Below are 26780 nucleotides of genomic sequence, written 5' to 3'. Positions count from 1 at the left end.
TTTTGAGGTACTTCAAAGTCGTTTTGAGGTACTTCAAAGTCGTTTTGAGGTACCTAAAAGTCGTTTTGAGGTACCTAAAAGTCGTTCTGAGGTACCTAAAAGTCGTTTTGGGGTACCTAAAAGTCGTTTTGAGGTACTTCAAAGTCGTTTTGAGGTACCTAAAAGTCGTTTTGGAGTACTTCAAAGTTTGTTGCACTGCGATCTATCTGTGTAGATTGGGTTGAAGCTTTGCGACTGTGTATAAGAAAATTACCCCCTCCATCCCAACGCCGAACTTTTGAGTTAAAAATGGAGTAAATCGATACTCCATACCTATGCATCCACCTCACCCAGACTCAGAAGCAGCGCTAGAAAATGCCACCATAGAGCTATTCTCGCAACTACAATGGCAAACAGCCAACTGTTACCATGAAACCTTTGGTACAAACAGCACACTGGGTAGAAAAACAAGGGATGAGGTAGTTTTAATTTCCAAACTCCAGTCAGCTTTACAAAACTTAAACCCTGACTTACCCACAGAAGCTATCCAACTGGCGATTGAAGAATTAACTCGTGACAGAAGCACCTTGAGTTTAGCCAATGCGAACGCAGAAATTTATCAACTCCTCAAGGATGGGGTAAAAGTCAGTTTCAAAAATGATGAGGGTGACGATCGAGCAGAAACAGTTAAAGTCATAGACTGGAATCACCCAGAAAATAATAACTTTTTTCTCGCTTCCCAATTCTGGGTGACAGGAGAAATTTACACCAGAAGAACAGATTTAATCGGGTTCGTGAATGGTTTACCTCTAGTATTCATCGAACTCAAAGCACATCACCAACGCTTGGAACTTGCCTATAAAAATAATCTCACAGATTACAAGCAAACTATTCCGCAACTATTCTGGTACAACGCATTTATCATCCTCTCCAATGGCATAAAAAGTCGCATTGCTAGCTTAACTGCCAAATGGGAACATTTCGCTGAGTGGAAGAAGATAAACTCAGAAGGAGAAGAAGGGATAATTTCTCTAGACACAATTATTAGAGGTACTTGTGAACCTACCAAATTACTCGATCTAGTTGAAAATTTTATCTTCTTCTACGCTGCCAAAGGCGCTTTAGTAAAAATTGTTGCTAAAAATCATCAATATTTAGGTGTTAACCAAGCAGTTACCGCAGTTGAGGAAATCAAAACCAATCAAGGAAAATTAGGCGTATTTTGGCATACCCAAGGTAGCGGTAAAAGTTACTCAATGGTTTTCTTCTCCCAAAAAGTGCTGCGTAAACTCTATGGGAACTGGACATTTGTCATTATTACCGACAGAGAAGATTTAGACGAACAAATCTATAAAAACTTTGCCTATGCTGATGCTGTGACAGAAATTGAAAAAAATGTCCGCGCCAAAAGTGGAGAACACCTCAAACAACTTTTGCAAGAAGATCATCGCTACATTTTCACGATGATTCAAAAATTCCGCACCGAAAAAGGCGGAACCTATCCCATAATTTCAAATAGACCAGATATTATCGTCATTGCCGATGAAGCACACCGCAGTCAGTATGACACATTCGCGCTCAACATGAGGAATGCTTTACCTCATGCAGCATTCATTGGTTTCACTGGTACACCTTTAATGTTAGGAGAACAAGAAACCAAAAAAACCTTTGGTGATTACATTAGCATTTATAACTTCCGCCAATCAATAGAAGATAGCGCCACAGTTCCTCTCTACTACGAAAACCGCATTCCCGAATTGCAACTCACCAATGATGCACTCAATGAAGATATGGCAGAAATCATTGAATCTGCAACAATGGATGAGGAAGAAGAGGATAAATTAGCCAGACAATGTGCCAGAGAATATCAATTAATTACCAGAGATGACCGATTAGAAAAAATCGCTCAAGATATTGTCAGCCATTTACTAGGTAGAGGATACCAGGGTAAAGCAATGATTGTCAGCATTGACAGATTTACTGCTGTCAAAATGTACAACAAAGTTCAGCACCACTGGCAACAACACCTGCAACAATTAAAAAATCAACTTGCTGAATCTAATTTGAGCGAATTTGAACGCAAAAAATTATCAGTCACTATTAAATATATGTCAGAAACAGATATGGCAGTAGTCATATCTCAATCTCAAAATGAAGTAGAAGCATTTAGGCAAAAACAATTAGCCCTTCGGCTTTGCTCAGGGCTAACGGTGAGCGAAGCCGAACCGTTAGACATCACTCCTCACCGTCAAAGATTAGTGAGTGAATCTCCGCCACTGGATGAAAAATTCAAAGATGCATCTCATCCCCTACGGATCGTATTTGTCTGCGCTATGTGGATGACTGGATTTGATGTTCCCAGTTGTTCCACCATTTACTTAGATAAACCGATGAAGAACCATACTCTCATGCAAACCATCGCCAGAGCAAATCGTGTCTTCCCAGGTAAAGTCAATGGTTTAATTGTTGATTACATTGGTGTCTTCCGCGATTTACAGAAAGCACTAACTATTTATGGTTCTGCATCTGGTGGTGGTATTGAAGAAGGAGATACTCCAGTTAAAGCGAAAACTGCTTTAGTGGCACAATTGAGAGAAGCGATCGCCCAAACCACAACATTCTGTACTCAAAAAGGCATTGATTTTGCTGTCTTGGAGTCAGCACAAGGTTTTGCACGCACCAAGTTTTGGGCAGATGCAGTGGAATCCATCGTTATTAATGATAATGCTAAAAAAACTTATCTTTCTCTAGCAGGTAACGTTAACAAACTCTACAAAGCGATTCTCCCAGATCCTACTGCTAATGAATTTACCGCGATCGATGCTCACTTGCAGACAATCAAAGACCAAATTCTGGCAGAAGTACCAGAAGTTGATGTCTCCGAAGTGATAGAACAAGTGGAGGAACTGTTGGATCTGTCCATCACTGCTGGAGAGTTTGTTATTCAGGAATCCCACTCTCAACGCATCGACTTAAGTCAAATCGACTTTGAAGCATTAAAAAATAAATTTACAAGTACTGACTACCAGAGAACAGAGACAGAAAAACTCAAAACTGCGATCGCCCAAAAACTCCAGCAAATGGTGAGGTTAAATAAAACTCGCATCGACTACCTGGAGAAATTCCAGCAGATGATAGCAGAGTACAATGCTGACTCATGCAACGTGCAGATATTCTTCAATGATTTGATTAACTTTGCTCAGGAATTGGGTGTTGAAGATAAAAGAGCGATCGCCAAAAATCTCACTGAAGAAGAACTAGCAATTTTTGACTTACTGACTAAACCAGAAATTCAACTGACTAAGCAAGAAGAACAGGAAGTCAAACAAGTTGCAAGAGAATTACTGAAAACTCTCAAACACGAGAGGTTAGTTTTGGATTGGAAGAAGAAACAGCAAACCAGAGCATCGGTGGAAGTGGCAATTAAGGATAATTTGGATAAGTTACCTCAGAGTTATTCTACTGAACTGTACGAACAGAAATGTCAGGAAGTTTATCAACACATTTATGAGAACTACTCTGGACAAAGGAGTATCTATGATGCTGGTTGAATACTGCAAAAGTTACTTTTATCAGATCGCCGTATTTTCTGATACAACACAATTGCTTTGTAAGCGATCGCCTATATTTACCCAAAATTACCTCAAAAATATTGAAAGGCTCTGGAAACAAGCCCTACAACAACCATTAAAAAAGGGCTATAAATTTATCTGTGGTAACTATTCTATTGCGGATGTTGCAACTTATCCGTGGGTAGCGATTTATGAATTTCTTGGTTTAACACTCGACAATTACCCAAATCTTAAACGCTGGGTGGAGATAGTGCAGCAACGTCCGGCTATGCAACGCGGAATGCAAGTTCCTTAAATACAAGACCAGGGATAAGTCAACAAGGGTGATGATAAATTATTAAATAATTCAACCTGTTCTCATTCCCAAGCGTACTCATACTGCGAAGAAATAAATTGAACGGGTTTTTAGGCGATCGCATTATGTTACCAGTCCAAGAACAGTATTATCCAAGGCTTGATGCAATCAGGTGGCATTGAAACGAATTTGTGAAACGAGCAGCCTAATTGTTAAAAATAAGTAGAGATTACTAGGGCGTGCATATTAAATTAGGACTTACGCACTGAAGCCTGAAACCTAGATCCCCCCTAGCCCACGCCAGTCGCTCATGGGGGAAACCCCCAAGACCGCGCTGGCTCCCCTTAAAAAGGGGGGAACTTCTAAAGCCCCCTTTTTAAGGGGGTTGGGGGATCTGAGTGCGTAAGTCCTGTAAATTTATGTTCTAAAGTTAGAAATAGGTTGATAAAATGCGCCTCTTAATTAAACCAAATCGGCAAACAAGGAATGTTGAAAATTTTAGTGACGGGTGCGACTGGGAATGTTGGCTGTGAGGTTATTCGCTTGCTACTATGCCACGATTGTCATGTCTGTGCCGCACTCAGAAATCCCGACAAAGCTCAACAAATATTAGGCAGCAACATTCATTGTGTCTGGTTCGATTTTATTAACCCCGACACGTGGGCAAGCGCTTTTGAAGGAGTCAACAAACTTTTTTTAGTACGTCCGCCTGCATTTGCCAATGTGAAGAGGCAATTTGCCCCAGTCCTAAATGCTGCAAAACTTGCAGGCGTTGAACATATCGTGTTTGTTTCAATACTAGGAGCCGAACACAACCGTTTTCTGCCACACTCCCAAATTGAACGCTATATCAACCAATTAGGTATTAAAGCTACCTTTTTACGCCCCAGCTTTTTTATGCAAAATCTTAATACCATACACAGAGAAGACATCAAAGTTCGTGGTGAATTGCTTCTTCCATCTGGTAATGGTAAAACCAGTTTTATTGATGTGCGCGATCTTGCTGCCGTTGCGGTACGTGCTTTGGTTGAAGATGGGCATTTGGGAAAAGCTTATGCGCTCACGGGTAGGGAAGCCTTGACTTACTATGAAGTAGCAGAAATTTTTACAGAAGTTTTGGGCAAACCAATTCGCTATACTAATCCCTCATTGTTGAAGTTTATTTGGCAAATGCGCGATCGCGGGCTGTCGTTGGACTTCATTTTGGTAATGGCAGCAATTTATACAACCGCTCGTTTAGGATTGGCAGGTGGCATTACACCAGATGTAGAGCAATTACTCGGTCGTCCGCCACTGACAATGCGGCAATATGTTGAGGATTATCGAAAGTTTTGGTTGTGAGAATATAGAGCGATCGCTCTTTATCGGCATCACTTTTTACCAATCAAATCCCGCTTCACAGCAAGAGTATATCACCCACCGCAAATACTTCACTCGTTCTTCATTACTTTTTAAGAGATATCTAAACTCTCGAAGTGCGATCGCTCTTGACTGCTTCTTGGCAAGTAACGTTACTGCAATTAAACACTTTTAGTGTAAGTATACTGCACAAACAGTATCTTATCGCTGCTTTTCTTATCTGAAGGATCTCTTTTAAATTTCTTTTATAAATAGCTTCTCAGTAATGGGAATATAAATTATAAATTCTGTTCCTTTTCCTAAAACAGAATTAACTTCAATTCTACCCCTATGTATTTCTTCCACAATTTGTTGTGCGATCGCTAGTCCTAGTCCTGTGCCTTTTCCCACTTCTTTTGTAGTAAATAAATGGTCGAATATGCGTGCTTTTACATCTTCGTTTATTCCTGTGCCATTATCAGCAATTGATATTTTTAAGGTATGATTTTCAATGATAGCTCTAACTATGATTTGATGTGGATTTAGCTTAAAATGCTCAAAGCTCCGCCCTCTACTCGACTCATCCAAAGCATCAATAGCATTAGCTAAAATATTCATAAATACCTGATTTAATTGTCCTGGGAAACACTCGATTGGCTGTAAATTTTCGTATTCAGTTACAACTATAATTTCTGGACGTTGGTCATTCGCTTTGAGGCGATGTTTGAGAATTAAAATTGTACTATCAATGCCTTCATTGATGTTAAATGGCACTTTATAATCTTTATCGCCCCGGGAGAAAGTTCTTAAGCTGGTGCTGATATTTTTTAATCGCTCAGAAGCTATAACCATTGTGTCAACCATGTTTGGTATGTCTTCTAAGTTATAGTCTAAGTCAATTTCTTCAGCATGTTCAAGAATTTCTACTTCCGGATTCGGTAAAGCTTTTTGATATAATTTTAGGTGTTCAGTGATATCAGCCAAGATAGGTTTAGCTTGTTGGAGGCTAGTCGAAATGAAGCCGAGGGGATTGTTCATTTCGTGAGCTACTCCAGCAACTAAGTTACCTAGTGCAGACATTTTTTCATGTTGGATCATTTGCAGTTGGGCTTGTTGCAGTTTTTGCAGAGCATTTTCCAGTTCTTGAGATTTTTGCTTAATGGCAGCTTCAGCACGTTTGCGATCGCTAATATCAATTAGAATTCCATCCCATACCATTTCACCATCCTCGCCGCGTTCTGGTTGAGAAGCAGCTTTTACCCACTTGATATTCCCATTGGGTGTAACAATGCGCCACTCATGCTGAAATGGGGTAAGATTTTGTGCTGACTCAACAACTGCCTGAAAGGCCTCTGCTCCATCGTCGGGATGTTCAAAATCACGCATGCTACATTTCCCTGACAGGAAATCTTCTGCTGGGACTTCGTAAAGAGGTTGACACCCAGAACTGACGTAGGGTACTGAAGCTGAACCATCGGCTTTAATTCTGATCTGATAAATCATGCCAGGAATATTATCTGCTAGTTTCTGAAAGCGGGCTTCACTAAGCCGTAATTTTTCTAGAGATTGTTCTAACTTTTGAGTATAAATTTGTGCATCTTGATAAAGACGGGCGTTTTCTAGAGAAATGGCCGCTTGGGTACAAAGAAAGTTGAGAATGAGGATGCGATCGCTTGTAAACACACTACTAGTAGAACGATTCTTTAAATACAAAATTCCAATTAAGCGTCCTTGATTGAGAATTGGCAAGCACAACAAACTTTTTGGTTGTCGTTGACTTAAATACTCATCAATTACAGGTAAATTGGTTTTGAGTTCGTCAATCATCACAATTTCTTCGGTGTTTTTGACGTACTGGATCAACTTAATTGGTAAGTTAGGGTTGCCCTCTAAAGGTTCGGCACAAAGTTCTGTATTTTCGGGTGTAGCAATGGCTCTTACCAACCATTTTCCTTGAGTATTAGGTAGGATTAAAGCACAACGTTCGCCCCCAGAATGTTGCAGAATAATTTGTGTTAATCTGTGCAGTAGTTCGTCCAGTTGAATCGTGCCGGAAATGGCTTGAGAGGCTTTGAGGATAGCAGCAAAATCAAAGCTACTAATGTCAGTGCTAGAAGAACGACCCAAATGAGTGGAATTATGAACCGAGAGCGGGCGACTAACGCTGCTCGATATCGTTTCCAGCATTTGCAGTGATTGTACTCTCTGCTGGAGAATAACGCGTACTAAATCGGGATAGCGGTTTTCCAAATCCTCGGTTTTGGCTTTTGCGCCCCAACGAGCGTAACAGTAGTACGCCTCCTGCATATAGCCTGCTGCCACCTTCTGTTTGCCCCAACTTAGATAAAATTTAGCGGCCAGTTCATTGCCGAGTGCTTCATCTTGCAGATAACCATGTGTTTTGGCTTGGGCAATAGCTAAATCGTAATGTTCCATCGCCTCAGTAAATTGACCAAGCACTCGATAGCGTTCTGCTGCTACAAGTTGCCAACGATGTTGATGATTGAATGGGGCATGAATAGCCCAAATTTGTAGTTTTTCTTGATGGGTATTGATTCGCTTTAAAATGGCTGATTGTTCTTCGGCATTAACATCGGTGTAGCGTGCTAAATGAATTAAAGCATCATAAAAAAATCGGACAACTACGACGAAATAGCCAGTTACAGCATTACTATACTGTTCTGCTAAGGCTGCTTGTTGTGAGGCTGCTTCGTATTCTCCGAACAAATAACAGAGAACAGCTTGATTGAGATGAAGATAGAATAACCCCGTGCGATTGCTGGCAGCTTGGAAGCTGGGTAAGATTTGGGCGGCATTGAAGACTTTGCCCTGTAAACAATAGGGAACTTCCGCTTCTCCTAATAAATTGAGAATCGTTTGCTGGTAGCATTCATAATATTTTATCGTTGCTTCTTGTTTGACCTGGCTGATGACTTGCTGATGAATTTCCATTTCCTGTGCCAAATCATTTAATTCTCGACCACTCCAATAGCTACACTGACTATATGACACTAAGTTCAACGCTACGCATACCCAATCTCCAGTTTCTAAACCGCTCTGATAAGCTTCTAGTAAACATGGGATACTGTGATTTAATGGTTCTTTCCAGTGGCGAATAAAGCTGTTGACAATAAAATAAGCTCTGCTTTTAAAAGCGTTAATCTGGTGTTGTTCTAGTAACTTTAATGAAAGTTGTCCAAACTCATATCCAGCATCAATATCTCCGATAAAACCACAAAGAGTCACTCCATAGTCTGCATAGGAAAAAATGGCAATAGATGAATTGCCAAACTGGATAGCCATCTCCACTTGCTTGGATGTGAGTAGTGGTAATAGTGTCGGTTTAGCAATGTATGCAGAGGAAACCAGTGTAGTCATTATTTGCATGGCTGCAAGTTGATGCGGATCGCTCATTGCAGGCAAATCCAGCAAACTTAGGGGTGCGCGCCCCATCCATAGTTGCCTTGTCTGTTGGACTGCTGCGCTAATATCTGCCATCATTGGCTGTTCGGGAAATTCCACACCGAGTAATTTCAACACTTGCAATCCAGTCTCAATTACTTTGGCAAATTGACCTTGAGACCGGAATGCCGTCATTCGGGTTTCATAGACTTTGATAGTATCAAGCAAAGAACTAGCAGATTGCAATACAACGTCACCCCATCCTGCCAGCTTGTCAAAGTCTGTATTGAGGCAGGCAGCTTCTAAACGCTCATTATGCAGATTCAGGGTTAATCTGTAATGTTCTGCCCAGGTATCAAAGGGCAGTAAGTCAATACCTTGGGTACAATATTTGACAGCAGCATTATAGGCGATCGCTGCTTTGGCTTTGCACCCCGCTAGCAAATTCAGTTGTGCCAACTCTAGTTTTTTGTCAAGCTGAGTTATCAAATCAATGCCTATATTCAAGTGATTGACAATTTCAAAGATATTGTCTAGTTGAGTTGCAGGCGTGTTAGCGTGCAATAATTGACCGATCGCCAAATGAGTAGCTTGTTTTTGGTCTTCGGGAATTAAATAATAAGCAGCTTGTTGGACGCGATCGTGCAGAAAGCGATAAGCAACATTTTCGATATTGTTAGTATTAACTTCTTGCTCATGGCTGAGATAAAATTTATAAACTTGATTTTGCGGTAAAATCAATCCTTCTTGCAAAGCTTTCCACAAAGCATCTGCCACCTCCTGTGATGACTGTTGTGAAACAATTGCCAAAGTAGTTAAATCAAAAGAGTTACCAATACAAGCAGCTAACTTCAGGATATTTTGCGTTTGCTGGGGCAATTTTTGTAACTGAGTAGCCATAAATTCCACCACATCATCAGTCACACATAGCGCATTGACTTGAGCAAAATCGCATTCCCAGTAACCTTGCTCGCGATCGAATTTGATTTGTTTATCTTCGTATAAAGCCTTGAGAAACTGCGTGGTAAAAAAGGGATTGCCTTTAGTTTTGCGATTGATTAATTCTGTTAGAGGGCGCGATATCTGTGTCGTACAATGTAAAGTATCAGCCACTAACTGATTAGTATCATTAAAGTCAAGGGGGGCAAGAGTAATAGTATTAATAGTCTTACCAGTTTTCTTGAGTTCCTCCATCTTCAACATAAATGGATGTACGGCTGACACTTCATTATCTCGATAAGCACCTAACAAAAGTAGATATTTTTGATTCTCCGTCAGCAGTTTAATTAACTGTAGCGAAGCTAAATCTGCCCACTGTAGATCATCCAGAAACATCACTAATGGATGTTCCCTTGTGGTGAAGACAGCAATAAACTTTTGAAAGAGTAAATTAAACCGATTTTGTACCGCCGTTCCCGATAGTTCTGGTGCAAGTGGTTGTTTACCAATTACCTGTTCTAATTCTGGAATTACTTCAATCAAAACTTGCCCGTTCTCTGCAAGAACTTGAAGAATTTGATTGCGCCAGTGTACCAATTGTGCATCTGATTCTGACAACAATTGCGCCATTAAGTCGCGTAAAGCTTGTACAAAGGCGGATAAGGGAATATTACGATTGAATTGGTCAAACTTACCTTTGATGAAATAACCCTGCTGACGGGTAATTGGTTTGTGGACTTCATTCACGACAGCAGTTTTCCCAATCCCCGAAAACCCCGCTACTAGCACGATTTCTGATGTGCCGTGAGCCACACGCTCAAATGCTTGTAATAAGCTAGCTACTTCTGCTTCTCTGCCATATAACTTTTCCGGGATCAGGAAGCGATCGCAGACATCCCACTGACCGATTTCAAAATCTCTAATTTTTCCTGTATCTTGGATTTGGGCTAAACAAAGTTCTAAATCATGCTTTAATCCCAAGGCACTTTGATATCTATCTTCGGCGTTTTTTGCCATTAACTTCATGACAATATTCCATAAAACCTTTGGTATTTCTTTGCTTATGGCTTCTAGCTGCAATGGCATTTTTGCCAGATGACAATGTACCAATTCCATCGGGTCGTCACAATTAAATGTAACTTTCCTGTGAATATTTCATACAATGTTACACCCAGAGAATAATAATCGCTGCGGTAGTCGATGCCACGGTTCATTCTGCCTGTTTGTTCTGGGGAAATATAGGCGAGAGTTCCTTCTAAAACATTTGGATTTTTAATTTCTTGGGTTTCTTTAGGTAATAATGAAGCAATACTAAAGTCAATGAGTTGAATTTGTCTTGTATGGGGATAAATCAGAATATTTGCTGGTTTAATATCTTTATGAATAATGCGACTTTCGTGTAACTCGTGGATAATACGGACTAGTTGAATAGCAATATTTAAAACTTCTATTAAGGATAAACTTGAGTTTTTAATGTATTCTCTTAAAGAAATTTCTCCAATATCTGCCATCACCAAAATATAACTATTGCCATAGGTTTCTAGCGATAAGGGATGAATAATTCCAGCAATGTTGAGATTTTTACTGATTGTATACTGATGGCGAAATTGTAGTAATTCGTTAAAACTGGGATACTCTAAGGTCAAAAGTTTAATAACGACTGGAAGTTGGTCTGATTGGCGGATAGCTCGATACACGTTGGTTCTAGAGCCAGCATACAGTTGAGAGTTAATTTGATATCCTGGAATGATGGGGATAGAGTTCATAGTCGTTATCTATACATACCTTATGACAGGATTTTGTTTTCCTTACTGACATTAGTATTCCCATCAACTTGATGTTGTATAACGCTATCGAGAGGAATTGATGGTTATTTTCGGGAAAACCAATACTTTTTGGTCAGAAGCAAATCATAGCCGCAATGAATTAACTCAAATTATTCAGCGAGGTGGAAAGTGAAAAAGGAGTACGATTCTCCCTATCAGTAATTCATGCGCTCGACGACAGTGGGCGTTTACATTGAGAGCAAAGACGCAAAATAGTCCCTCATAACAATTCGCTGCTTTTCCCAATTCGCAATGCCAGAAATTTATACCAAGTTGAAGTCAAAGATATTAACTTCGCTACAGCAGTAGCCGTGCATTGTTAATTTTCGTATGCTGCTTGATTGTTATTCATTTTCCCCTTTTCTAACTAGGGGTAGTAATGCTAGATTTTCTGCAATACTTCAGGGTAATTTATGAACAAAGGCGAACTAGTGGATTCCGGTCACTGGCTAAGAGCAAGAAAATATTAGGCTACGCCAATTCTAGAGTGAGAATGTTGTGCTTTGATCCCAACGAACTTAGCAGTAAAAATAGAGCGATCGCTCCGTCTGGAAAACTTGCGATCGCGCTTTTACCCATTTAAGAGGTATTTTCTAATGATTACACAAGTTTCAGCCCCTGCGCCAACAAAAGATCCGTTAACCACGCGCGATCGCCAAATCATTGCGTTCCATCAAAGCATAGGCTGCAAGCACTCTTTCTGGGGCGTTGCCTTCACTGACAACAACTTTGAGCAATAGCCCAAGACTATCAACTATCGTGATTGCGTTTCCTCCCCTTAACTAATTTGCCACCATCAAAGCCGTACACATCCCCCTTTTTTCCGTCGTTTTGACCGACTGGCTATCTGCTGCGATGCCTACAGCGAGCTTCGCTAACGCACTTGGTTGAGTTGACTTGCCTATTTTTTGACGAACTCGATCGCGCAAAGTATGATTCATTTGCTCCCAAATACCTCATTTTTGCCATTTGCGATAATAGCTGTAAACAGTTGCACTGGGGGGAAAGTCTTGCTCGTTGCATATCCCATTGGCAATCCGTCTTTAGATGGTAGTAGATAGCATTGCATACTTCTTGCATATCCGTTGTTCGCGGATGCCCACCATGTTTAGCTGGTGGAATCAGCGATCGCTGGTGGTGAACAACTCGCCGCGCAGTTGCTTGAAGAATTGAGCGACTGGGAGCCAGGTGTCATCACTCAAGTTATATTTGCGGATATTCATCACATCAAATTAAATTAACAATGATGAAAAGACCACAAACTGTCAAATCATTGGAATAATTAGGTCGGGTACGTTTGTCAAAAAAATTTTTATGCGTGATTTTCTACACTCATAAATTTCTCAAATTGAAGGAATCCCAAATATACCAGATAATCCTGATTTGGCGAATTTGGCGATCGCCTCTGGTAAAAGTCTTTGTGAACAAGTTCTAGAACCAATTCAACAAGCTTTTGGAAGAATCGGCATTCGCTCTGGATATCGGTCATCTACCGTAAATGCTAAAGGTGCAGAAAATAAAAATCAGTACAATTGTGCTAGTAACGAATTTAATTACGCAGTTCATATTTGGGATATTTTAGACACTCAAGGTTATATCGGTGCTACAGCCTGTATTATTGTGAATTCTTTTATTGATTATTATGAGAGAACTGCCGACTGGACAGCCTTAGCATGGTGGATTCACGATCGCATTGATTCTTACAAGGGTTTGGCACACTTCAACAATCTAGTAGCTGTTTATGTATCACATGTAGACAAGATAGTTTTTACCGTCCTGTTTCACCTATCTGATCTGCATCGTCTGCTACTCCATTGCGAAAGCGTACTTCTAAGCCGTGTTCTTTTTCCCAGTCACACTCAGCTATCAACTCAAAGGTAGCAATATGCAGGTCATACTCAACGTGGGGCGGCACATAGATATATGAGAAAGTGACCTGCTCCCAGACCTGAATGGGATTAGCCAACAGAGGCATATATTCATCTCCAATCATCTCACGATATACATTATAATTTTGCAACACCAGAGGAGCAGTGATGCGTAACACATCGGGTGGCAAGGCTAGAGCTTGCCGAATAGCTTCACGCTGAAGCGATGAAAGTTCCCCAACCTGCCCCTGTTCAAAATCCACACAAATCGGTACACGGCGATCGCCTAAAACAGCACATTGTGCTAAAGTCCAGTGGTTATCTTCGATTATAATCTGTCCAAATTCAGCATCGTAGTAACTCTTTGGGGGTTTCATCATCGAATGGTACTACCTTTATTCATCAAAATTATGAAAAAATATGTTGATCTTTGTTCGTAGTTAGCTGATGACAGTACTGGCACCTATCCTTGAAAAAACTGTGGGTAAGATTCGCTTTTGTGTAGATGATGTCAAAAACCCAGAGGAGCGATTACCTGTAAAAAGTGCGAAATTTCAGTTAGAAAAGCAATTAGGGAAACAACTGCTGGCATTTAGCCATAATGATACGTTTGAGGTAATTCCAGACCAAGGTATTCATTCGCTGGCGCTTGCTGTTCACACTGCCTTTAGCGAACACCGCCCGTTATTATTAACACCTGACATTATTTGGATAACATTATCACAAGGATTTGCTCAACATATCAACAATCATGCAGAAAGTTTGCGATCGCGCTTGGTTAATCACCAGGGGAAACAACAACTGATAGTTGAAACTCGACAAATACCCAGCCATCCCCAGCACTGGAGTCAAGCAGTTCAAGAATGGGGATTGCATATCCGCAATTATGTAGGAGCGGATTTATATCGATTGCTAGAGTGTAACTTCAGTACTACAACACCCATCACTCACATAGCTAGTCATGTCGTAATGATGAATGCCTTCCAAAAATATTTTGACTATGTAATGTACTGCGTGTGTGGCATTCCTGAGATTACGCTGTTGGGTACTGTAGAAGATTGGCAAAGTATCAGCGATCGCGTTCAAATGATGGCTGAGTATGATTTAGACTGGTGGACTGCTCGTTTAATGCCAATTTGCTGAGAATTTGTGGAAACAGCTTCAGGCAGCACATCACACAAGCACCTATTAATTGGTCGGAATTTTATACAAACTTTTCTGATGCAGTTCCCAAAGAACACATTCAAATCCTGGAGCGATTTGATGGAGCCATACTTTATGCTAATAGCGGTCATTCTTGGCAAATTCCAAGTTCTCGTTTTCCCGTAATCTACTGATGCGTAAGCGTAGCCCGCCGCAGGCATCGCTGATTAGTTGCATCTGCTGACATTCCGACTCCAGGTAGTTACAGTGGCTTCAAGTGGTCGATTCTCACGGTGTATTGTCCATTCCACGTTGTCACTGTACAGCTGAACTCGCCTACATGGTTGACAATGCACCAATTCCCGCCTTTTCCTCGTAAATTAGGATTATCCTTAGCAATGATTTGGCACACTTCTCCGACACAGTAAGGATTTGGCGCTTTGGTGCGCTCCATTATTCGATCCACCACATCTTTTACAATTCTACAGTGGTAGGGTGCAAAGGTGAAGAAAATGCGGCTTTCTCTGACCCTTTTAGTTAAATTGATAAACATTGATATTTATATTACAGTACAATTTTGATTAACCGAATTATCAGGAATTCTTTCTAAAATACCAGAACCAAATACCTTATTCATTTCTAAATATTCTAGATGAACATAACCAATATGACAGTGACAAGTTTGGTTGGTACAAGGTTGTTCAAACAAAGCTATTTCCCAGGTAGAATCGTAAATATTACCAATTGCTGTTTTAATAAAATGACATCGGTACATTGTCCCGTCACCATCAACAGAAATCACTGATTCTCCAGCCCGACAAGAATACCCAAAGCTAGGATAATGTTGAGTGTTTAATTCATATAACGGGTCAATAGATTGAAAGAATTCTCGATTTTCTGGTGATAAATTAGGAAGTTCAGCTTTCACAGCATTAATCCACAAATAAACGTGGTTTGGTAACTCCTGACGTAAAGCGGCTATTTCTGTTTTAAACTTGGGAAAACCGACAACTCCAACGCTGAATTTGATATTTTTGTTGTCTAGATTGAGGCATTTTTGTAAGAAGCGATCGCGTGACACCCATTCTGAATGAAAAGTTGCCCAAAGCGCCAATTTATCTTTGTTACATTCCTCTACCCAATCTAAATTACAAGATAGATTAGTTTGAATTGCTACTTTATTAACATTGGGTAATTGCGTTAATTTTATCAGTGCTTGCTGATAGTAAGAATGGATTAATGCTTCTCCCCAAGGAGTAAACAGAATTGAAAATTGATGTTGGGTATGTTGGGAAATAAAATTGACAAATCGTTCTAAAGATTGTTTATCAATTGCCAATTCTGCGGCTGTTTGTTGGCGTTTAGCAAAAGGGCAATATTCACAGCCGTAGTTGCAACTAATTAAAGAACCGCGATAAAGGATGGTGAGGTGCATAGCAATAGTTATTATTAAATATTAGTTAAATTTGATGATTCGGCGGCAGAATAATATCTATATGGTGTTTTTTGTCTGTCAGCAATAACTTTAATATTTAATTGCTTAAATCTTTCAATGAGTTCAGCAGGTAAACAGTTATCACTAATATCAAGAGTATCTAGTTGACGGACAGATAGAGAATTAAGTAAACATTCTGCACCCTCATATCCTAAATTTCCAATTGAAATATCTAGTTCTAGTAAATTTTCAATAATTGGAGAATCTACTATAGCACAAGCAAATTCATCTGAAAAGGCACAATCACGTAACCCTAAATATTTAAGTTTTGGAAATATATGAGGACAATCTGTGATGAATTTCATAACAAATTCATACGCCCAATCACTTGAGCCTAACCATAATTCAAGGTATTCCAAGGCTGGTAATTCTAGTTGGCAAATTTCATCAAGCACATCATAATGGTAAAATCCATGTGACTCGATAATAATTGCTTTTAAATTTTCATGTCTAACTGGAATGAATTGTAGCCCGGTGAAGTATTTATAATACCTGGAAGAACTATTGCAGCGAATTTTTAATACTTCTAATTGTGGATAAGCTAACAAAATATAACTGAAATTACTGTATACAAGTGGCAAGTAATCCAATTCATAATCATTAACATCTCCTATAAATAAAGCTTTAATGTTACTAAGTTGTTCGTGAGCATTAAGTAATGCATCCATAACAGGACGGAAAGTGTAATCTTCTAAAGAACTTGTGTACCACAATCCGAATACCAAAGCTTCAATCTGATTAGCAAGAGGATTTTGCAACAATATTTGCAGCTTATCTACACTACTCATAACGGATTTTCCATAGCGTTCTGCTGGGATAATCCTTAAAGTGTAAGCTATATCAACTGTGTCACTAATCTGAGTAGTAGGATCAAATTCAATCACTTTCCGGTTAGCAAATGTAGTTGAATAACCACAAGGAATACTATAGACTTTCTCAAAACTCCTCCAAAAATGGTAATTTTTTAAAGCTAATTTTACTTGAGGGTATTCTATATATTTTAAAATTTTCAATGCTGCTTTTTGAGTTTTTCTAGATTTATTTTTTAAAGCTTCAATTAGCAAATATAACCCTGCATCGCCATAGTTTAATGCTTCACTTACAGATGTAATTCCAACTTCAATATTGGAACTCGATAAGCGTCTTTTAACACCTTCAATCCCACCTAAAACAACACCTTGTACTGGTGGCGGTGCTTCTCCTCCGAGTACTGCATCAAATTCTCCGGGTTGATTTTGATTGCTTGTCATATTTTTCTTAATAGTAGATGCAATGTAAATATGCATAGAAACGTGATTAATCGCTTCTCTACAAATATTTTTGAAACCCTACTATTTCAATTCATAATCCTGCATTAATTCCTGCACTTTCTCAGAAAATAACCACGCGCCAATAGTGTCAGAACACTCAATGCCAAATTCAGTTAACTGCAAAATTTCCTCATCTTTTATCGCCAAATTCAAAGCAAGCAGTTCTGAAAATTCTGGAAAATCAGCGTATACTTCACTACCAAATTGCTGACGATAACTACCACAATTCAATCCTTCATCGGAGAGCAAAGATAATAAAATATACCGCCGACGTTGTTCTTCAGCATTTAGTTGAAAACCATAGTGCGCGTAGTCAAATGACTCATCTGCTGTTTGAATATACGCTTGTAAAATCTCGCTGATTCCCTTTGCTCCCACTGCATATTCGTTGGAGTAGTGCAAAGTATTAGTATAAGAACGTGCGCCACAACCTAAACCAATCATCCCGTCGGCTTGACAGCAGTAAACGGGAGATGATGGAGAAAGATTGCTAAATTGTCCCTCTTCCAAGCGTCGAAACATCCGCATGGAAACTTGCGTATATCCTTCTGACAATAATAGCGATCGCCCTTCTCGATAACAAGCTAAACGAATATCGTCCCATTCTCTATCTGTGCGTCCCAAACCTGTGAGCGATCGCACGTACAATGGATATAGATAAATTTCTTCTGGTTGAAAGCGCAAAGTAGCTTGTATTGATTGCAACCAACTATTTACAGTTTGACCGGGTAAACCGTAAATCAAATCAATATTCAAAGTAGGAAATCCAATGTCTTTGATCCTTGTCAGCGTTGTTTCTACCTGAGTAGTAGATTGGCGGCGCTGGGTGGCTAAAACTTCCGAATCGATGAAGCTTTGGACACCAATACTAACACGATCGACGGCGTGCGATCGCAATAGCTTTAACTTATCCTCAGTGGCGGTTTCTGGCGAAACTTCCACAGAAATGGGAATTTCCTGTAACTTTGCACCCATCGTATTTTCAGCAATATTGAGAATAGTTTCGAGGTGCTGAATCGGTAATTGGGTGGGAGTTCCGCCACCAATAGCGAACCGAGCAAATGACGCATCACCCAACACTGCCTTCATCCGTTGCGCCTGTCGCTGTAACGTGCGGACATATTGACTCATAAAATCTTCATTGTGGCTGACTGTGGTAAACAGGTTGCAGAAACCACAACGCATTTCACAAAACGGTATATGTATGTAGAGAAATAGCGCTTGTCTATCTTCCTGCGCCCAAAGTTCTGGGAGATACACAGGTGGAGTGAGAGGACGATAAGCTGTTTTGTGGGGGTAAGAATAGACGTATGCTTGATAGGGAGACTCGGCAATTTTGGATTTAAGATTTTGGATTGTCAGCATAGAATTTCAAGTATTTTCGTGACAAGTTAAGAATTTGCTTTACAGCGATTTTCAGGTAAATGAACCACAAATAGACCTCTCTCCAAACCTCTCTCCTACGAGGAGAGAGGCTTTGATTTTCTCCCCAACGCTAGTAGGGAAGGGGCTGGGGGTTAGGTCTCATAATTGTGGTCTAAATACATGAAAACTGCTATAAGTCTCACACAAAGGCGCAAAGACGCAAAGAATAACTCTGCGCCTCTGCGTCTCTGGGTGAGTTTTCATAAAATAAACTCTGCATAGGGAACAGTCCAAACCACAGGATGGCTAAGTCGATGTCCAGTGTAACCATCTTCACCATAAGTTGTCCCGTGGTCGGAACAGAGAATGCAAAAAGTAGAATGCCTTTGTCGTATAATATTCCAGAGTTTGGCTAATTGGCGATCGACATATTCTAAAGCTGCGGCGTGAGATTCAATGGTATCGATTTTATCTTTGGCATCGGGAAGATAGAAATAATTTGGTTGATGTAGAGCAGAAATATTTATAAATAAAAATATACGTTGATTGTTTGGCGTTTTTTCTAAAATATGTCGCGCAAGATTTACCTGATTTTCTGTAGATTCGGGATTGGTAACACCTAATTCTGGACTCCAATAACTTTCAGCAAACATTGAGGGAATTACATTACCTAAAGGGTTGCGTTTGTTGAAAAAACCAACTCCACCAATGCAAACTGTATGATATCCCTTTGCAGCTAATCCAGTAACAATATTTGAGCTATCTAACACACAAGTTGTATCAGTTGTAGTGGTACTTCCTTCAAATCCCAAAGCAAAAAGGCGGGGGTGAATTCCAGGTGTTACAGGTGTGGGTAAAAAGCCTGCAAAGAACGCATGATGAGAAGCATAGGTAAAGTTTCCGGGTGAATGACGTTCTTCCCAACCTGTTTTAGGGAGTACTTTTTCTAAGTTTGGAGTGCGTTTTTCTGCGAGTAGGTTTTTGGCTACGTCATAACGCAATGTGTCTAGGGTGATAAATAAGATATCATGAGTTCCGACGATTTGATTTATATTTAACATGGGGAGGAAAAATCATAAATTTTAGCGGTCTACATATTTTTAGGTTCACGCAGAGACGCAGAGTCACAGAGAGTCAAGAGATTTAGTTTCTATTTTTTATTTCATTCATACAAAGACCAATAGCGCAACCCCCTACTACTTTCAGTATCTTGTGGTTCTGCTTCTAAGTGACAATTGAGTTGAGATAGCTGCTCAATCATACTTGTAGATAAACGATTCATAGAAACATTCAGTGTGTGAAGATGATTAATTTTTGAACAGTTAAGTAAAACTTGTGCGCCTTTATCTGTTAACTTTGCCATTGATAAGTCCAACACTTTAAGATTATCCATTAAAAGAGATTCCACTAAAATTTCAGTAAGATCATCTGCATATTCACAACTCTTTAAACCTAAATATTCTAATTTAGGAAATAACGGATTTTTTAAAAGAGGTATCAATCTGCTTATACCTGAATTTATTCCTTCGTAATGATAATCATAATCTCTACCCAGCCATAATTCTAGATATTCTAGATTAGGCAGTTCAAGAACACAAATTTGATCAATAGTTTTATAGCTGAGTCCCTGACCAGTTTCAACAATCAATGTCTTTAAGCTATGGTGTTGTAGTGGACTGAACTCTAGAGAGTCATCACAACGAACTTGTAAGACTTCTAGGTTTGGATAAGCTGTCAGTACTGGGCTAACATCACCTAAAGAAACATAAGAAACTTTGTATGGCTCATCATACCCATCTCCAATGAAAAGAGTTTTAAGACTAGTCAGTTTCTTAGATCCAGAAGAAATAGCTTTTATGATAGTATCAGCACTTACACTACGATAAGCCTGTGCCCATATTTGGCAAACTAGAGCTTGGATTTTATCGGCTTGAGAGTCACGAAGCAAAGCTTCAAATTGGCTAAAATCGAAAGGGGTATATTCAATATATCCAAGGATATAGGCTGTATCAATTACATTGGTGATACCAATAGATGGATCAAAATTTTCAAATTTCCATTCTGTTAGCAAATGAAAAAATAACCAAATGTCATAATCTATTACTGCTTGCTTACCTTTTTCACTTCCACTTCTCTTTAATAGCCTTGCAGCAAAATGCTGCACTCGCTCGGAAGAATCTGTTAAAGTATTAATTACTACATCTAAACCCATATCCCCATAATTCAAAGCCTCAGAAAGAGCAGCGAGTTTCACTTCAATAACCGAACTTTTTAAGCGACTTTTTACCCCTTCAATTCCTCCTAATACCACACCACTAACAGGAGGTGGCGCTTCTCCACCAAGTACTGCGTCAAATTCCCCAGGTTGATTTAAATTGTTGTTCATTTTGGTTAATCCTAATTTATAGTCACACCCTACGTTTATTTTGCCAAAATCGCCTTAACTTCATTCGTATAAGTATCCATCCCATTCCATAAAATACCCGGCAATAAATCACCAAAAGCATTAATCTCTAAAATCGCATGAGTTTTCCAATCAGGTAAAATTAGTAAATCAACTCCACAATATAAACTATTAGGAAATAACGCTGCTGCTTGTTCGCAAGTTCGCTTCATTATCTCCCAATTTTCTACACCAACTTTTGCTAAAAATTCCTCAGTATTTCCCCGTTCATTTCCCAAATGCAAATTTGTCATGGGACTTTTACCAAGGCGAACAACGATATGCTGTGCTTCACTATTGATAACCACCACACGCACATCAAACCCGCATTCTTGCAAATGTGCTTTGGGTAGCCATTCTTCAACTTGTACGCCTTCTGCTGTCAAAATGTTGATAATATCGGCGATTTCTTCGCGGTGAGTGTAGTGCCTAATTTTCCGGGAGTTGTAAAGCAGAGTTTGCCCATTTTCTCGCACTCGTTCGACAGTAGTTATGGCTGATTCAAAACGCGAATTTGCGCGGTAAGCAACGACTCCAGAAGCGGCGGAACCGTGAGAAAGTTTGACGAATACTCGTTCTATTCCCTGCATTTGCATTTGTTCGCGCAAATGTTCGTAATTATGGATTTTACCAAGCGATCGCGGAACAGGGATATTATGATGGCTGAATCTTTCGTGACAAGCTGGTTTGTCAAACATCACAGCGATATCTTGAGGATGGTTCATAAACTCGCCATTTGTGAGAAGGGGAGTAAGTTGTGTTTCCCATTTTTGCAACAGATACCGCCAGCCTAAATACCACTGTCGCGGATAGAGGATGAGTCCTTTATCAAATTCTAATTTTGTCGCGGCTTCTGCACTGATATGTTGATGGCTGGAAGTAGAAAAAATTTCCCTACTTCCTTCTGCAATGATGGCTTTATCAACATCAAAGTTTTTTTCTGGAGAGTCAAAGCGGATAATAGTGTTGGGTGTATTGAATTGTTCGAGAGTTTGTTTTCCTCCTATTAAGTCGGCGTAATCTACTACGGTGGCTGGTGGTAAGTTGAAATGAGCGATCGCTTGTTGGAGGAAACCGACACGGCGGTTTTCGGGGTTGGCGATGAGGATGAAATTAAGCATTATCTAATATATTCTTTATTCGTGGAGGGCAGAATAGCGATCGCCATATTCACCATCTTGAGGTTGTGCAATTACGTGACACGCAAGTTGGTCTAAGACTTCGGTATTTGAAATGTAGTTCATAGAAAGATTAAGGGTGTGGAGTTGGTTCACTGCGGGACAATTTAAAAGATATTCCACTCCTTGATTTGTCATTTCTCCCATTGAAAGGTCGAGAATTTTAAGGCGTTCTATTAAAGGAGAACTCACTAATGCTTTGGCTACTTCATCAGCATCTTCACAACTGCGTATGCCCAAATACTGAAGTTTTGGAAACTGCTCAGAGATTTTAGGTATTAAGCTAACTGCATCAAATCCTCCGTTCCCTGTCCACAATTCCAGATATTCTAGATTTGGCAAATTAAGATTAACAATCTCATTAACTGTTGAGTATGGTAAATATTTAGTTTCAATAATCAACGTTTTGAGATGATGATGTTCTACTAAAGTAAATGACAAGCATGAACCTTCAAAAGGATCGTAGTTATCTCCGTCAGCGTTACCACGTATGTGAAGAACCTCCAAGTTTGGATAAGCTTCTAAAATTAGGCTCATGTTTCTGGTTAGTTTATGTCTGGAGGTGTCTTTGTAAGGGTCATCTTGAGGATCGCCCCAAAATAATGCCTTAAGGTTGCTCAGTTGGTTCTTTGCTTCAATAAAAAGGTCTATAAAACAGTGACTAGGATAGTGACAGTGTAAAGCTTGGATCTGATGACTTTGGGGATTATGAAGAAATCCTTGAAATTTTTTGGTCGTTTCTTCTCTATCAAGACGATGTGTTTCTGCCCTAAAAGACAACCCTGAGCCGGATTTTACTATTGATCTAACTTTGGCATACAAAGCGTACCAATCTAGTTCTAAATTTAGAGCATAAGCTGTAATTTCAGGATTTGTAATACCTACTTCTGAATTAAATTCTTCAACTAACCAGTCGGTCATCATGGTAAAAGCAAGGTAGGGGTCAGAATTTAGTAACGCTTGCTTTCCTTTGTTTCCTCCCCTTTGTTTTAATAATTTTGCAGCAAAACGCTGCACTTGCGCGGAAGAATCAATTAAAGTATTAATCACTAAATCTAAACCCATATCCCCATAATTCAACGCCTCAGAAAGTGCTGCAACCTTTACTTCAACAACCGAACTTTTTAACCGACTTTTTACCCCTTCAAGTCCTCCTAAAACCACGCCACTAACAGGAGGTGGCACTTCACCACCAAGTACTGCGTCAAATTCTCCGGGTTGATTAGAATTATTATTCATAGCTAAAATTGAACTAATTAAGAGAAAGTTTCTGAACCCGCGCAGGCGGGTTTTGTCTGTGTAGCCGCGACTTCCAGTCACCCATTACTGTAAATTTCACTCAGAAACAGAACAATAGCGGCCATCGATATAGCGATCGTCATCTTCTTTTTTCTGATTATTTGCCAAAACACGTACATCCAAACCAGAGAATTTATCAATCATTTCCTGGGATAAAAAGTTTTCTGAAATATTGAGAATATCAAGATTATTTATCGCCGAACAATTTAGTAATTCTTCCGCACCAGCATCAGTCAGCGTTCCCATTGAAAGGTCAAGTACGCTGATATAATCAAGAATTGGAGAACCTACAATAACGCTGACTATTTCATCGGTAAATTGGCTATTGCGTAATCCTAAATAAACTAGATTGGGAAATTTTTCTGCAAAAATAATCGGATTTAAATCTTCAACCCAACAATCTCCGCCGTAATCTTCACTACCAAACCATAATTCTAAATGTTCTAAGGCTGGCAGATTCATCTGACAAATTTGGGCAACAGTATCCCGACTTAAACCCCCAGTTTCAACAATCAACGCTTTGAGGTAATTATGTCGTATCGGCGGACTAAATTGTAAACGATCACCTCCACGAATTTGCAAAATTTCCAGTTTAGGATAAGCTTGCAAAATGGGACTTATATCGCTTTGTTGAATCCAAGATATTTCCGAATCCTCAGAAGTAAGATCGCCAATAAAAACAGCTTTGAGATTAGTTAAACGTTGTTTAGCATCAACTAAAGCTTGGACAATACTACTTGAATCAGTCTGTGATGTTTCTGCCCACAAACCAAACACTAAAACTTCTAATTTGTGGGCGTTGGTTTCTTGCAGAAGTCTACTAAGTTTCCTGGGTAAATTATCATAATTTTTATATTCAAACCTGAGAGCATAAGCATTGTTAACAGGTTCAACAATACCTACATTTGCATCAAACTCTATAACTTGCCGATTAGCAAATTGAGTAACACGATCATTTTTATACCCTTGATACTCGTTAAATCTCTCTTCCAAGTTCCAAGGTTTATATGCTTGCAAAGCTTGTTTGACTTGCGGTTCTGTTTTTTGTTTTAATAGTCGATAAGCAAAACGCTGTACCAATCTCGATTTATCTTGCAATGCTTGAATTAATACATCCAACCCTGCATCACCATATTTCAAGGCTTCGCTGAGTGCAGCAATTCGGACTGTAATCACAGGATTTGATAAAGAACGTTTAACCCCCTCAATTCCTCCTAAAACAACTCCATCCACAGGAGGCGGAGATTGTCCTCCCAACACTGCATCATAATCTCTGGGTTGATTTTGGTTGTTTGTCATGGCGTTTTACCTTTTGAGTCCTTATTAGAATTCCCAAAAATGCGGAATACGCATACATCAACCTCTCAAGTAAAAATACGAGCAACGTAGACGATCGAGGAATGAGAATGTTTTCTATGGAAAGCCTTTTAGGATTTTTGGCGTTACTTTTGATTGTTCCAGCAATTAGCGCTGCGATCGCAACCACTGCCAATATGACCAATCACCTCACCAACGGAACGGATATCAAATTCAGGTGGACGAGAAATTTAAAATGTAGAAGTGTAACCTTGTCCATCCCCGCTTAACAAAAGGTTTAGCAGAATTATTTGCTATGCCCGCTATAGTTATATTGTCTTTAAGCAAGTCCCCACACTTTAATAGTTTTTTCCCAACTGCTACTACTAACCAGATTCTGCCCATCTGGGCTAATTGCAAGACTCCTAATAAGAAGAGATTGGTGCCCTCTTAGCGCGTTCATCTGCTGTCCGGTTTGCAAATCCCATACTTTGATTGTATTTTCCTCACCGCCGCTAAAGAAGGTTTGTCCGTCTGGGCTAATCGCTACACAATTAACTTGGGTTTGATCTCCAATAAGAGTGTAAATTTCTTTTCCCGTTTCCAAATCCCACACTTTAATAGAACCGTCCCAACTACCGCTGACAAGAGTTTTTTTATCACCAGTGAGGGCAACGGAGGTAACTGCTTTTGAATGTCCCTTCAAAATATGGATTTGCTTTGCTGTGGGTAAATCCCATACGGTGATGCTGTTGTTCTGACTGCTACAGACCAATATTTGTCCGTCTAAGCTGATTGCGAGACAACAAATCTCACTCTGATGAGCATAAAAGTTGTAAAGTTCTTTTGCCATCTGCCAATCCCAGGCTTTGAGTGAATAGTCGCTACTAAAAAGAATTTGCCCATCTGGACTAACGGCTAGAGCGTAAATCGACGTAAATCTTGCTTGTAACCTAGTACGCAAAGTGCTAATTTTTTTTCCAGTTTGCCAATCCAAAACCTTGATAAAATTCTTTTCCTGTCCAACGAAAAGAGTTTGACCATCAGGGCTAATGGCTAGGGAATTAATATAATATCCATCTCCGTCGAGCGTGCGAATTAAACGTCCTGTTGCAAACTCCCATACTTTGATTGTTGTGTCCCAACTGCCAGTGAAAAGAGTTTGACCATCAGGGCTGAAGACGACACAGCTAACAAACCTTGAATGACCTTCCAAGGTACGCAGACATGTAAGCTTTTGCCAAGGATTGTACTCGCGTAACGCCTGTTTTATAAGAGGTTCTTGTCTTTGCCTTAACAGCGAGTAAGCAGCCCACCTGACTTGTGTGACTTCATTTTGCAAAGCTTGGATGACTAAATCTAAGCCTGCATCTCCGTGCTGGAGGGCTTCTTTTAACGCTGCAATCCGATTTTGTGGGGCAGTACTAGCTAACCGTTGTTTGACTCCTGGCAGTCCTCCTAAAACTGCTGCATCGCCTGGGGTAGGTATTTGGCTACCTAAAACAACATCAAAAGGTCTTGGCTGATTGGGATTTTGTGACATGATGGTTTCAGCTTGCACTACTGTCTATCATTCCCCTAGATTGATAAAATGCGATCGCTCTATTGCGCGTGTAAGTAACCGTCTAACCATGAAGATTGTGCGTAAATTATGTTAAATCTTATTGACTTAAACTAGTACATTTGTTTTAATTTATTGGCGAAAGCTCTCACGTATTTATTTGTACTAGTGCCAGTGTTAATTGTCGTTGGCTAGAATTTGGTACAACACGATCGAAACCCTAAAAAATCAAAAGAGTCTATTTATGGCTGAGTATCAAAAAATTGAGTATCGCATTGGTAAAGATGGGAAAATTACTGAAACAGTAATCAATTCTTCTGGTTCAAGTTGTACAAGTACAACATCGGGAATTGAAAAGGCTTTAGGAGAAGTTGAAAATCAAGAATTATTGCCTGAGTATTACGAAGGCGGTGAGGGCGATACAGTGGCACAAAACCAGTCTCTCAAACAAATCTAAGAGGGATGCAGATA

At 39.7% G+C, this 26780-nt stretch carries 21 protein-coding genes and 2 pseudogenes; 9 read left to right on the top strand and 14 right to left on the bottom strand.

Annotated features, from left to right (window positions below; genetic code table 11):
* From RM049_RS18850 to RM049_RS18830, 5 genes are all read left to right on the top strand, one after another.
* Nucleotides 1-214: hypothetical protein (locus RM049_RS18850; protein WP_322705242.1), on the top strand; the 214-nt coding region annotated here is incomplete at its 5' end.
* A gap of 100 nt (nt 215-314) precedes the next feature.
* Nucleotides 315-3530, top strand: a complete 3216-nt coding sequence (locus RM049_RS18845; RefSeq protein ID WP_322705241.1) for a type I restriction endonuclease subunit R — start codon at nt 315-317, stop codon at nt 3528-3530.
* Nucleotides 3517-3846: a glutathione binding-like protein gene (locus RM049_RS18840; RefSeq protein WP_322705240.1), complete on the top strand. Its 330-nt coding sequence runs from the start codon at nt 3517-3519 to the stop codon at nt 3844-3846. Before RM049_RS18845 ends, RM049_RS18840 begins: the two co-directional genes overlap by 14 nt.
* 486 nt (nt 3847-4332) lie before the next feature.
* Nucleotides 4333-5187 (top strand): SDR family oxidoreductase, encoded by an 855-nt coding sequence (locus RM049_RS18835; RefSeq protein WP_322705239.1) that lies wholly within the window; start codon nt 4333-4335, stop codon nt 5185-5187.
* Nucleotides 5156-5380, top strand: coding sequence for a hypothetical protein (locus RM049_RS18830; RefSeq protein ID WP_322705238.1), 225 nt, complete (start codon nt 5156-5158; stop codon nt 5378-5380). The genes RM049_RS18835 and RM049_RS18830 overlap by 32 nt, the downstream gene beginning before the upstream one ends.
* Nucleotides 5381-5439: 59 nt before the next feature.
* Here RM049_RS18830 and RM049_RS18825 read toward each other — a convergent pair.
* Nucleotides 5440-11291, bottom strand: a pseudogene (locus tag RM049_RS18825) (AAA family ATPase).
* Between the two features lie 439 nt (nt 11292-11730).
* Between RM049_RS18825 and RM049_RS18815 the strand changes: the two are divergent.
* Nucleotides 11731-11934 (top strand): hypothetical protein, encoded by a 204-nt coding sequence (locus RM049_RS18815; protein ID WP_322692053.1) that lies wholly within the window; start codon nt 11731-11733, stop codon nt 11932-11934.
* An 85-nt stretch (nt 11935-12019) separates the two neighbouring features.
* Here the strand turns inward: RM049_RS18815 and RM049_RS18810 are convergent.
* The 3 genes and pseudogenes from RM049_RS18810 to RM049_RS18800 form a co-directional block, all read right to left on the bottom strand.
* Nucleotides 12020-12476 (bottom strand): annotated as a pseudogene (locus RM049_RS18810) (transposase); the annotation flags it as partial.
* 187 nt (nt 12477-12663) lie between these two features.
* Nucleotides 12664-12840 (bottom strand): hypothetical protein, encoded by a 177-nt coding sequence (locus RM049_RS18805; protein WP_322692054.1) that lies wholly within the window; start codon nt 12838-12840, stop codon nt 12664-12666.
* A gap of 279 nt (nt 12841-13119) precedes the next feature.
* Nucleotides 13120-13599, bottom strand: a complete 480-nt coding sequence (locus RM049_RS18800; RefSeq protein ID WP_322672990.1) for a DUF6985 domain-containing protein — start codon at nt 13597-13599, stop codon at nt 13120-13122.
* Between the two features lie 67 nt (nt 13600-13666).
* Between RM049_RS18800 and RM049_RS18795 the strand changes: the two genes are divergently transcribed.
* Entirely contained in the window at nt 13667-14362 is a 696-nt protein-coding gene (locus tag RM049_RS18795; RefSeq protein ID WP_322705235.1) for a DUF4419 domain-containing protein, read from the top strand.
* A gap of 262 nt (nt 14363-14624) precedes the next feature.
* Here the strand turns inward: RM049_RS18795 and RM049_RS18790 are convergent, their stop codons facing one another.
* From RM049_RS18790 to RM049_RS18750, 9 genes are all read right to left on the bottom strand, one after another.
* The gene (locus RM049_RS18790) at nt 14625-14816 is read right to left on the bottom strand and encodes a hypothetical protein (protein ID WP_322686076.1); all 192 of its coding nucleotides are present in this window, start codon (nt 14814-14816) and stop codon (nt 14625-14627) included.
* Nucleotides 14817-14921: 105 nt separating this feature from the next.
* On the bottom strand, nt 14922-15797 hold the full coding sequence (locus RM049_RS18785; protein WP_322705234.1) for an STM4011 family radical SAM protein: 876 nt from the start codon (nt 15795-15797) through the stop codon (nt 14922-14924).
* Between the two features lie 14 nt (nt 15798-15811).
* On the bottom strand, nt 15812-17107 hold the full coding sequence (locus RM049_RS18780; RefSeq protein ID WP_322705233.1) for a hypothetical protein: 1296 nt from the start codon (nt 17105-17107) through the stop codon (nt 15812-15814).
* Between the two features lie 81 nt (nt 17108-17188).
* On the bottom strand, nt 17189-18532 hold the full coding sequence (locus RM049_RS18775; RefSeq protein ID WP_322705232.1) for an STM4012 family radical SAM protein: 1344 nt from the start codon (nt 18530-18532) through the stop codon (nt 17189-17191).
* A 260-nt stretch (nt 18533-18792) separates the two neighbouring features.
* Nucleotides 18793-19593, bottom strand: a complete 801-nt coding sequence (locus RM049_RS18770; RefSeq protein ID WP_322705231.1) for an STM4013/SEN3800 family hydrolase — start codon at nt 19591-19593, stop codon at nt 18793-18795.
* Nucleotides 19594-19694: 101 nt separating this feature from the next.
* A complete protein-coding gene (locus RM049_RS18765) occupies nt 19695-20918 on the bottom strand; it encodes a HEAT repeat domain-containing protein (protein WP_322705230.1) in 1224 nt (407 codons plus the stop codon).
* Between the two features lie 35 nt (nt 20919-20953).
* Nucleotides 20954-22096: an STM4014 family protein gene (locus tag RM049_RS18760; RefSeq protein WP_322705229.1), complete on the bottom strand. Its 1143-nt coding sequence runs from the start codon at nt 22094-22096 to the stop codon at nt 20954-20956.
* A 15-nt stretch (nt 22097-22111) separates the two neighbouring features.
* Nucleotides 22112-23392: a hypothetical protein gene (locus tag RM049_RS18755; RefSeq protein ID WP_322689899.1), complete on the bottom strand. Its 1281-nt coding sequence runs from the start codon at nt 23390-23392 to the stop codon at nt 22112-22114.
* A 96-nt stretch (nt 23393-23488) separates the two neighbouring features.
* Nucleotides 23489-24751, bottom strand: coding sequence for an STM4015 family protein (locus RM049_RS18750; protein ID WP_322705228.1), 1263 nt, complete (start codon nt 24749-24751; stop codon nt 23489-23491).
* A 107-nt stretch (nt 24752-24858) separates the two neighbouring features.
* Here RM049_RS18750 and RM049_RS18745 point away from each other — a divergent pair, with 107 nt between their 5' ends.
* Nucleotides 24859-25038 carry a hypothetical protein gene (locus RM049_RS18745; protein WP_322705227.1) on the top strand — a complete coding sequence of 60 codons (180 nt, stop codon included), beginning with the start codon at nt 24859-24861 and terminating at the stop codon, nt 25036-25038.
* 50 nt (nt 25039-25088) lie between these two features.
* Here the strand turns inward: RM049_RS18745 and RM049_RS18740 are convergent, their stop codons facing one another.
* Nucleotides 25089-26291 carry a hypothetical protein gene (locus RM049_RS18740; RefSeq protein ID WP_322686086.1) on the bottom strand — a complete coding sequence of 401 codons (1203 nt, stop codon included), beginning with the start codon at nt 26289-26291 and terminating at the stop codon, nt 25089-25091.
* A 262-nt stretch (nt 26292-26553) separates the two neighbouring features.
* On the opposite strand from RM049_RS18740, the gene RM049_RS18735 reads away from it, so the two are divergent.
* Nucleotides 26554-26766: a DUF2997 domain-containing protein gene (locus tag RM049_RS18735; protein ID WP_322672977.1), complete on the top strand. Its 213-nt coding sequence runs from the start codon at nt 26554-26556 to the stop codon at nt 26764-26766.
* The last annotated feature ends 14 nt before the right edge of the window (nt 26767-26780 follow it).

Source organism: Nostoc sp. DedQUE04 (assembly GCF_034530995.1).
Taxonomy (GTDB): domain Bacteria; phylum Cyanobacteriota; class Cyanobacteriia; order Cyanobacteriales; family Nostocaceae; genus Nostoc.
The sequence above is the reverse complement of the archived record's forward strand: the minus strand, read 5'-3'. Positions and strand labels throughout refer to the sequence as shown.

What these genes read in the sequence shown, in the direction of transcription:
- RM049_RS18845 (WP_322705241.1), top strand. Translation starts at nt 315, where the DNA reads ATGCATCCACCTCACCCAGACTCAGAAGCAGCGCTAGAAAATGCCACC.
- RM049_RS18790 (WP_322686076.1), bottom strand. Translation starts at nt 14,816, where the DNA reads ATGGAGCGCACCAAAGCGCCAAATCCTTACTGTGTCGGAGAAGTGTGC.
- RM049_RS18785 (WP_322705234.1), bottom strand. Translation starts at nt 15,797, where the DNA reads ATGCACCTCACCATCCTTTATCGCGGTTCTTTAATTAGTTGCAACTAC.
- RM049_RS18755 (WP_322689899.1), bottom strand. Translation starts at nt 23,392, where the DNA reads ATGAATAATAATTCTAATCAACCCGGAGAATTTGACGCAGTACTTGGT.
- RM049_RS18780 (WP_322705233.1), bottom strand. Translation starts at nt 17,107, where the DNA reads ATGACAAGCAATCAAAATCAACCCGGAGAATTTGATGCAGTACTCGGA.
- RM049_RS18750 (WP_322705228.1), bottom strand. Translation starts at nt 24,751, where the DNA reads ATGACAAACAACCAAAATCAACCCAGAGATTATGATGCAGTGTTGGGA.
- RM049_RS18800 (WP_322672990.1), bottom strand. Translation starts at nt 13,599, where the DNA reads ATGATGAAACCCCCAAAGAGTTACTACGATGCTGAATTTGGACAGATT.
- RM049_RS18805 (WP_322692054.1), bottom strand. Translation starts at nt 12,840, where the DNA reads ATGACCGATATCCAGAGCGAATGCCGATTCTTCCAAAAGCTTGTTGAA.
- RM049_RS18835 (WP_322705239.1), top strand. Translation starts at nt 4,333, where the DNA reads ATGTTGAAAATTTTAGTGACGGGTGCGACTGGGAATGTTGGCTGTGAG.
- RM049_RS18775 (WP_322705232.1), bottom strand. Translation starts at nt 18,532, where the DNA reads ATGCTGACAATCCAAAATCTTAAATCCAAAATTGCCGAGTCTCCCTAT.
- RM049_RS18735 (WP_322672977.1), top strand. Translation starts at nt 26,554, where the DNA reads ATGGCTGAGTATCAAAAAATTGAGTATCGCATTGGTAAAGATGGGAAA.
- RM049_RS18830 (WP_322705238.1), top strand. Translation starts at nt 5,156, where the DNA reads ATGTTGAGGATTATCGAAAGTTTTGGTTGTGAGAATATAGAGCGATCG.
- RM049_RS18795 (WP_322705235.1), top strand. Translation starts at nt 13,667, where the DNA reads ATGACAGTACTGGCACCTATCCTTGAAAAAACTGTGGGTAAGATTCGC.
- RM049_RS18815 (WP_322692053.1), top strand. Translation starts at nt 11,731, where the DNA reads ATGCTAGATTTTCTGCAATACTTCAGGGTAATTTATGAACAAAGGCGA.
- RM049_RS18760 (WP_322705229.1), bottom strand. Translation starts at nt 22,096, where the DNA reads ATGCTTAATTTCATCCTCATCGCCAACCCCGAAAACCGCCGTGTCGGT.
- RM049_RS18740 (WP_322686086.1), bottom strand. Translation starts at nt 26,291, where the DNA reads ATGTCACAAAATCCCAATCAGCCAAGACCTTTTGATGTTGTTTTAGGT.
- RM049_RS18840 (WP_322705240.1), top strand. Translation starts at nt 3,517, where the DNA reads ATGATGCTGGTTGAATACTGCAAAAGTTACTTTTATCAGATCGCCGTA.
- RM049_RS18745 (WP_322705227.1), top strand. Translation starts at nt 24,859, where the DNA reads ATGTTTTCTATGGAAAGCCTTTTAGGATTTTTGGCGTTACTTTTGATT.
- RM049_RS18765 (WP_322705230.1), bottom strand. Translation starts at nt 20,918, where the DNA reads ATGAACAACAATTTAAATCAACCTGGGGAATTTGACGCAGTACTTGGT.
- RM049_RS18770 (WP_322705231.1), bottom strand. Translation starts at nt 19,593, where the DNA reads ATGTTAAATATAAATCAAATCGTCGGAACTCATGATATCTTATTTATC.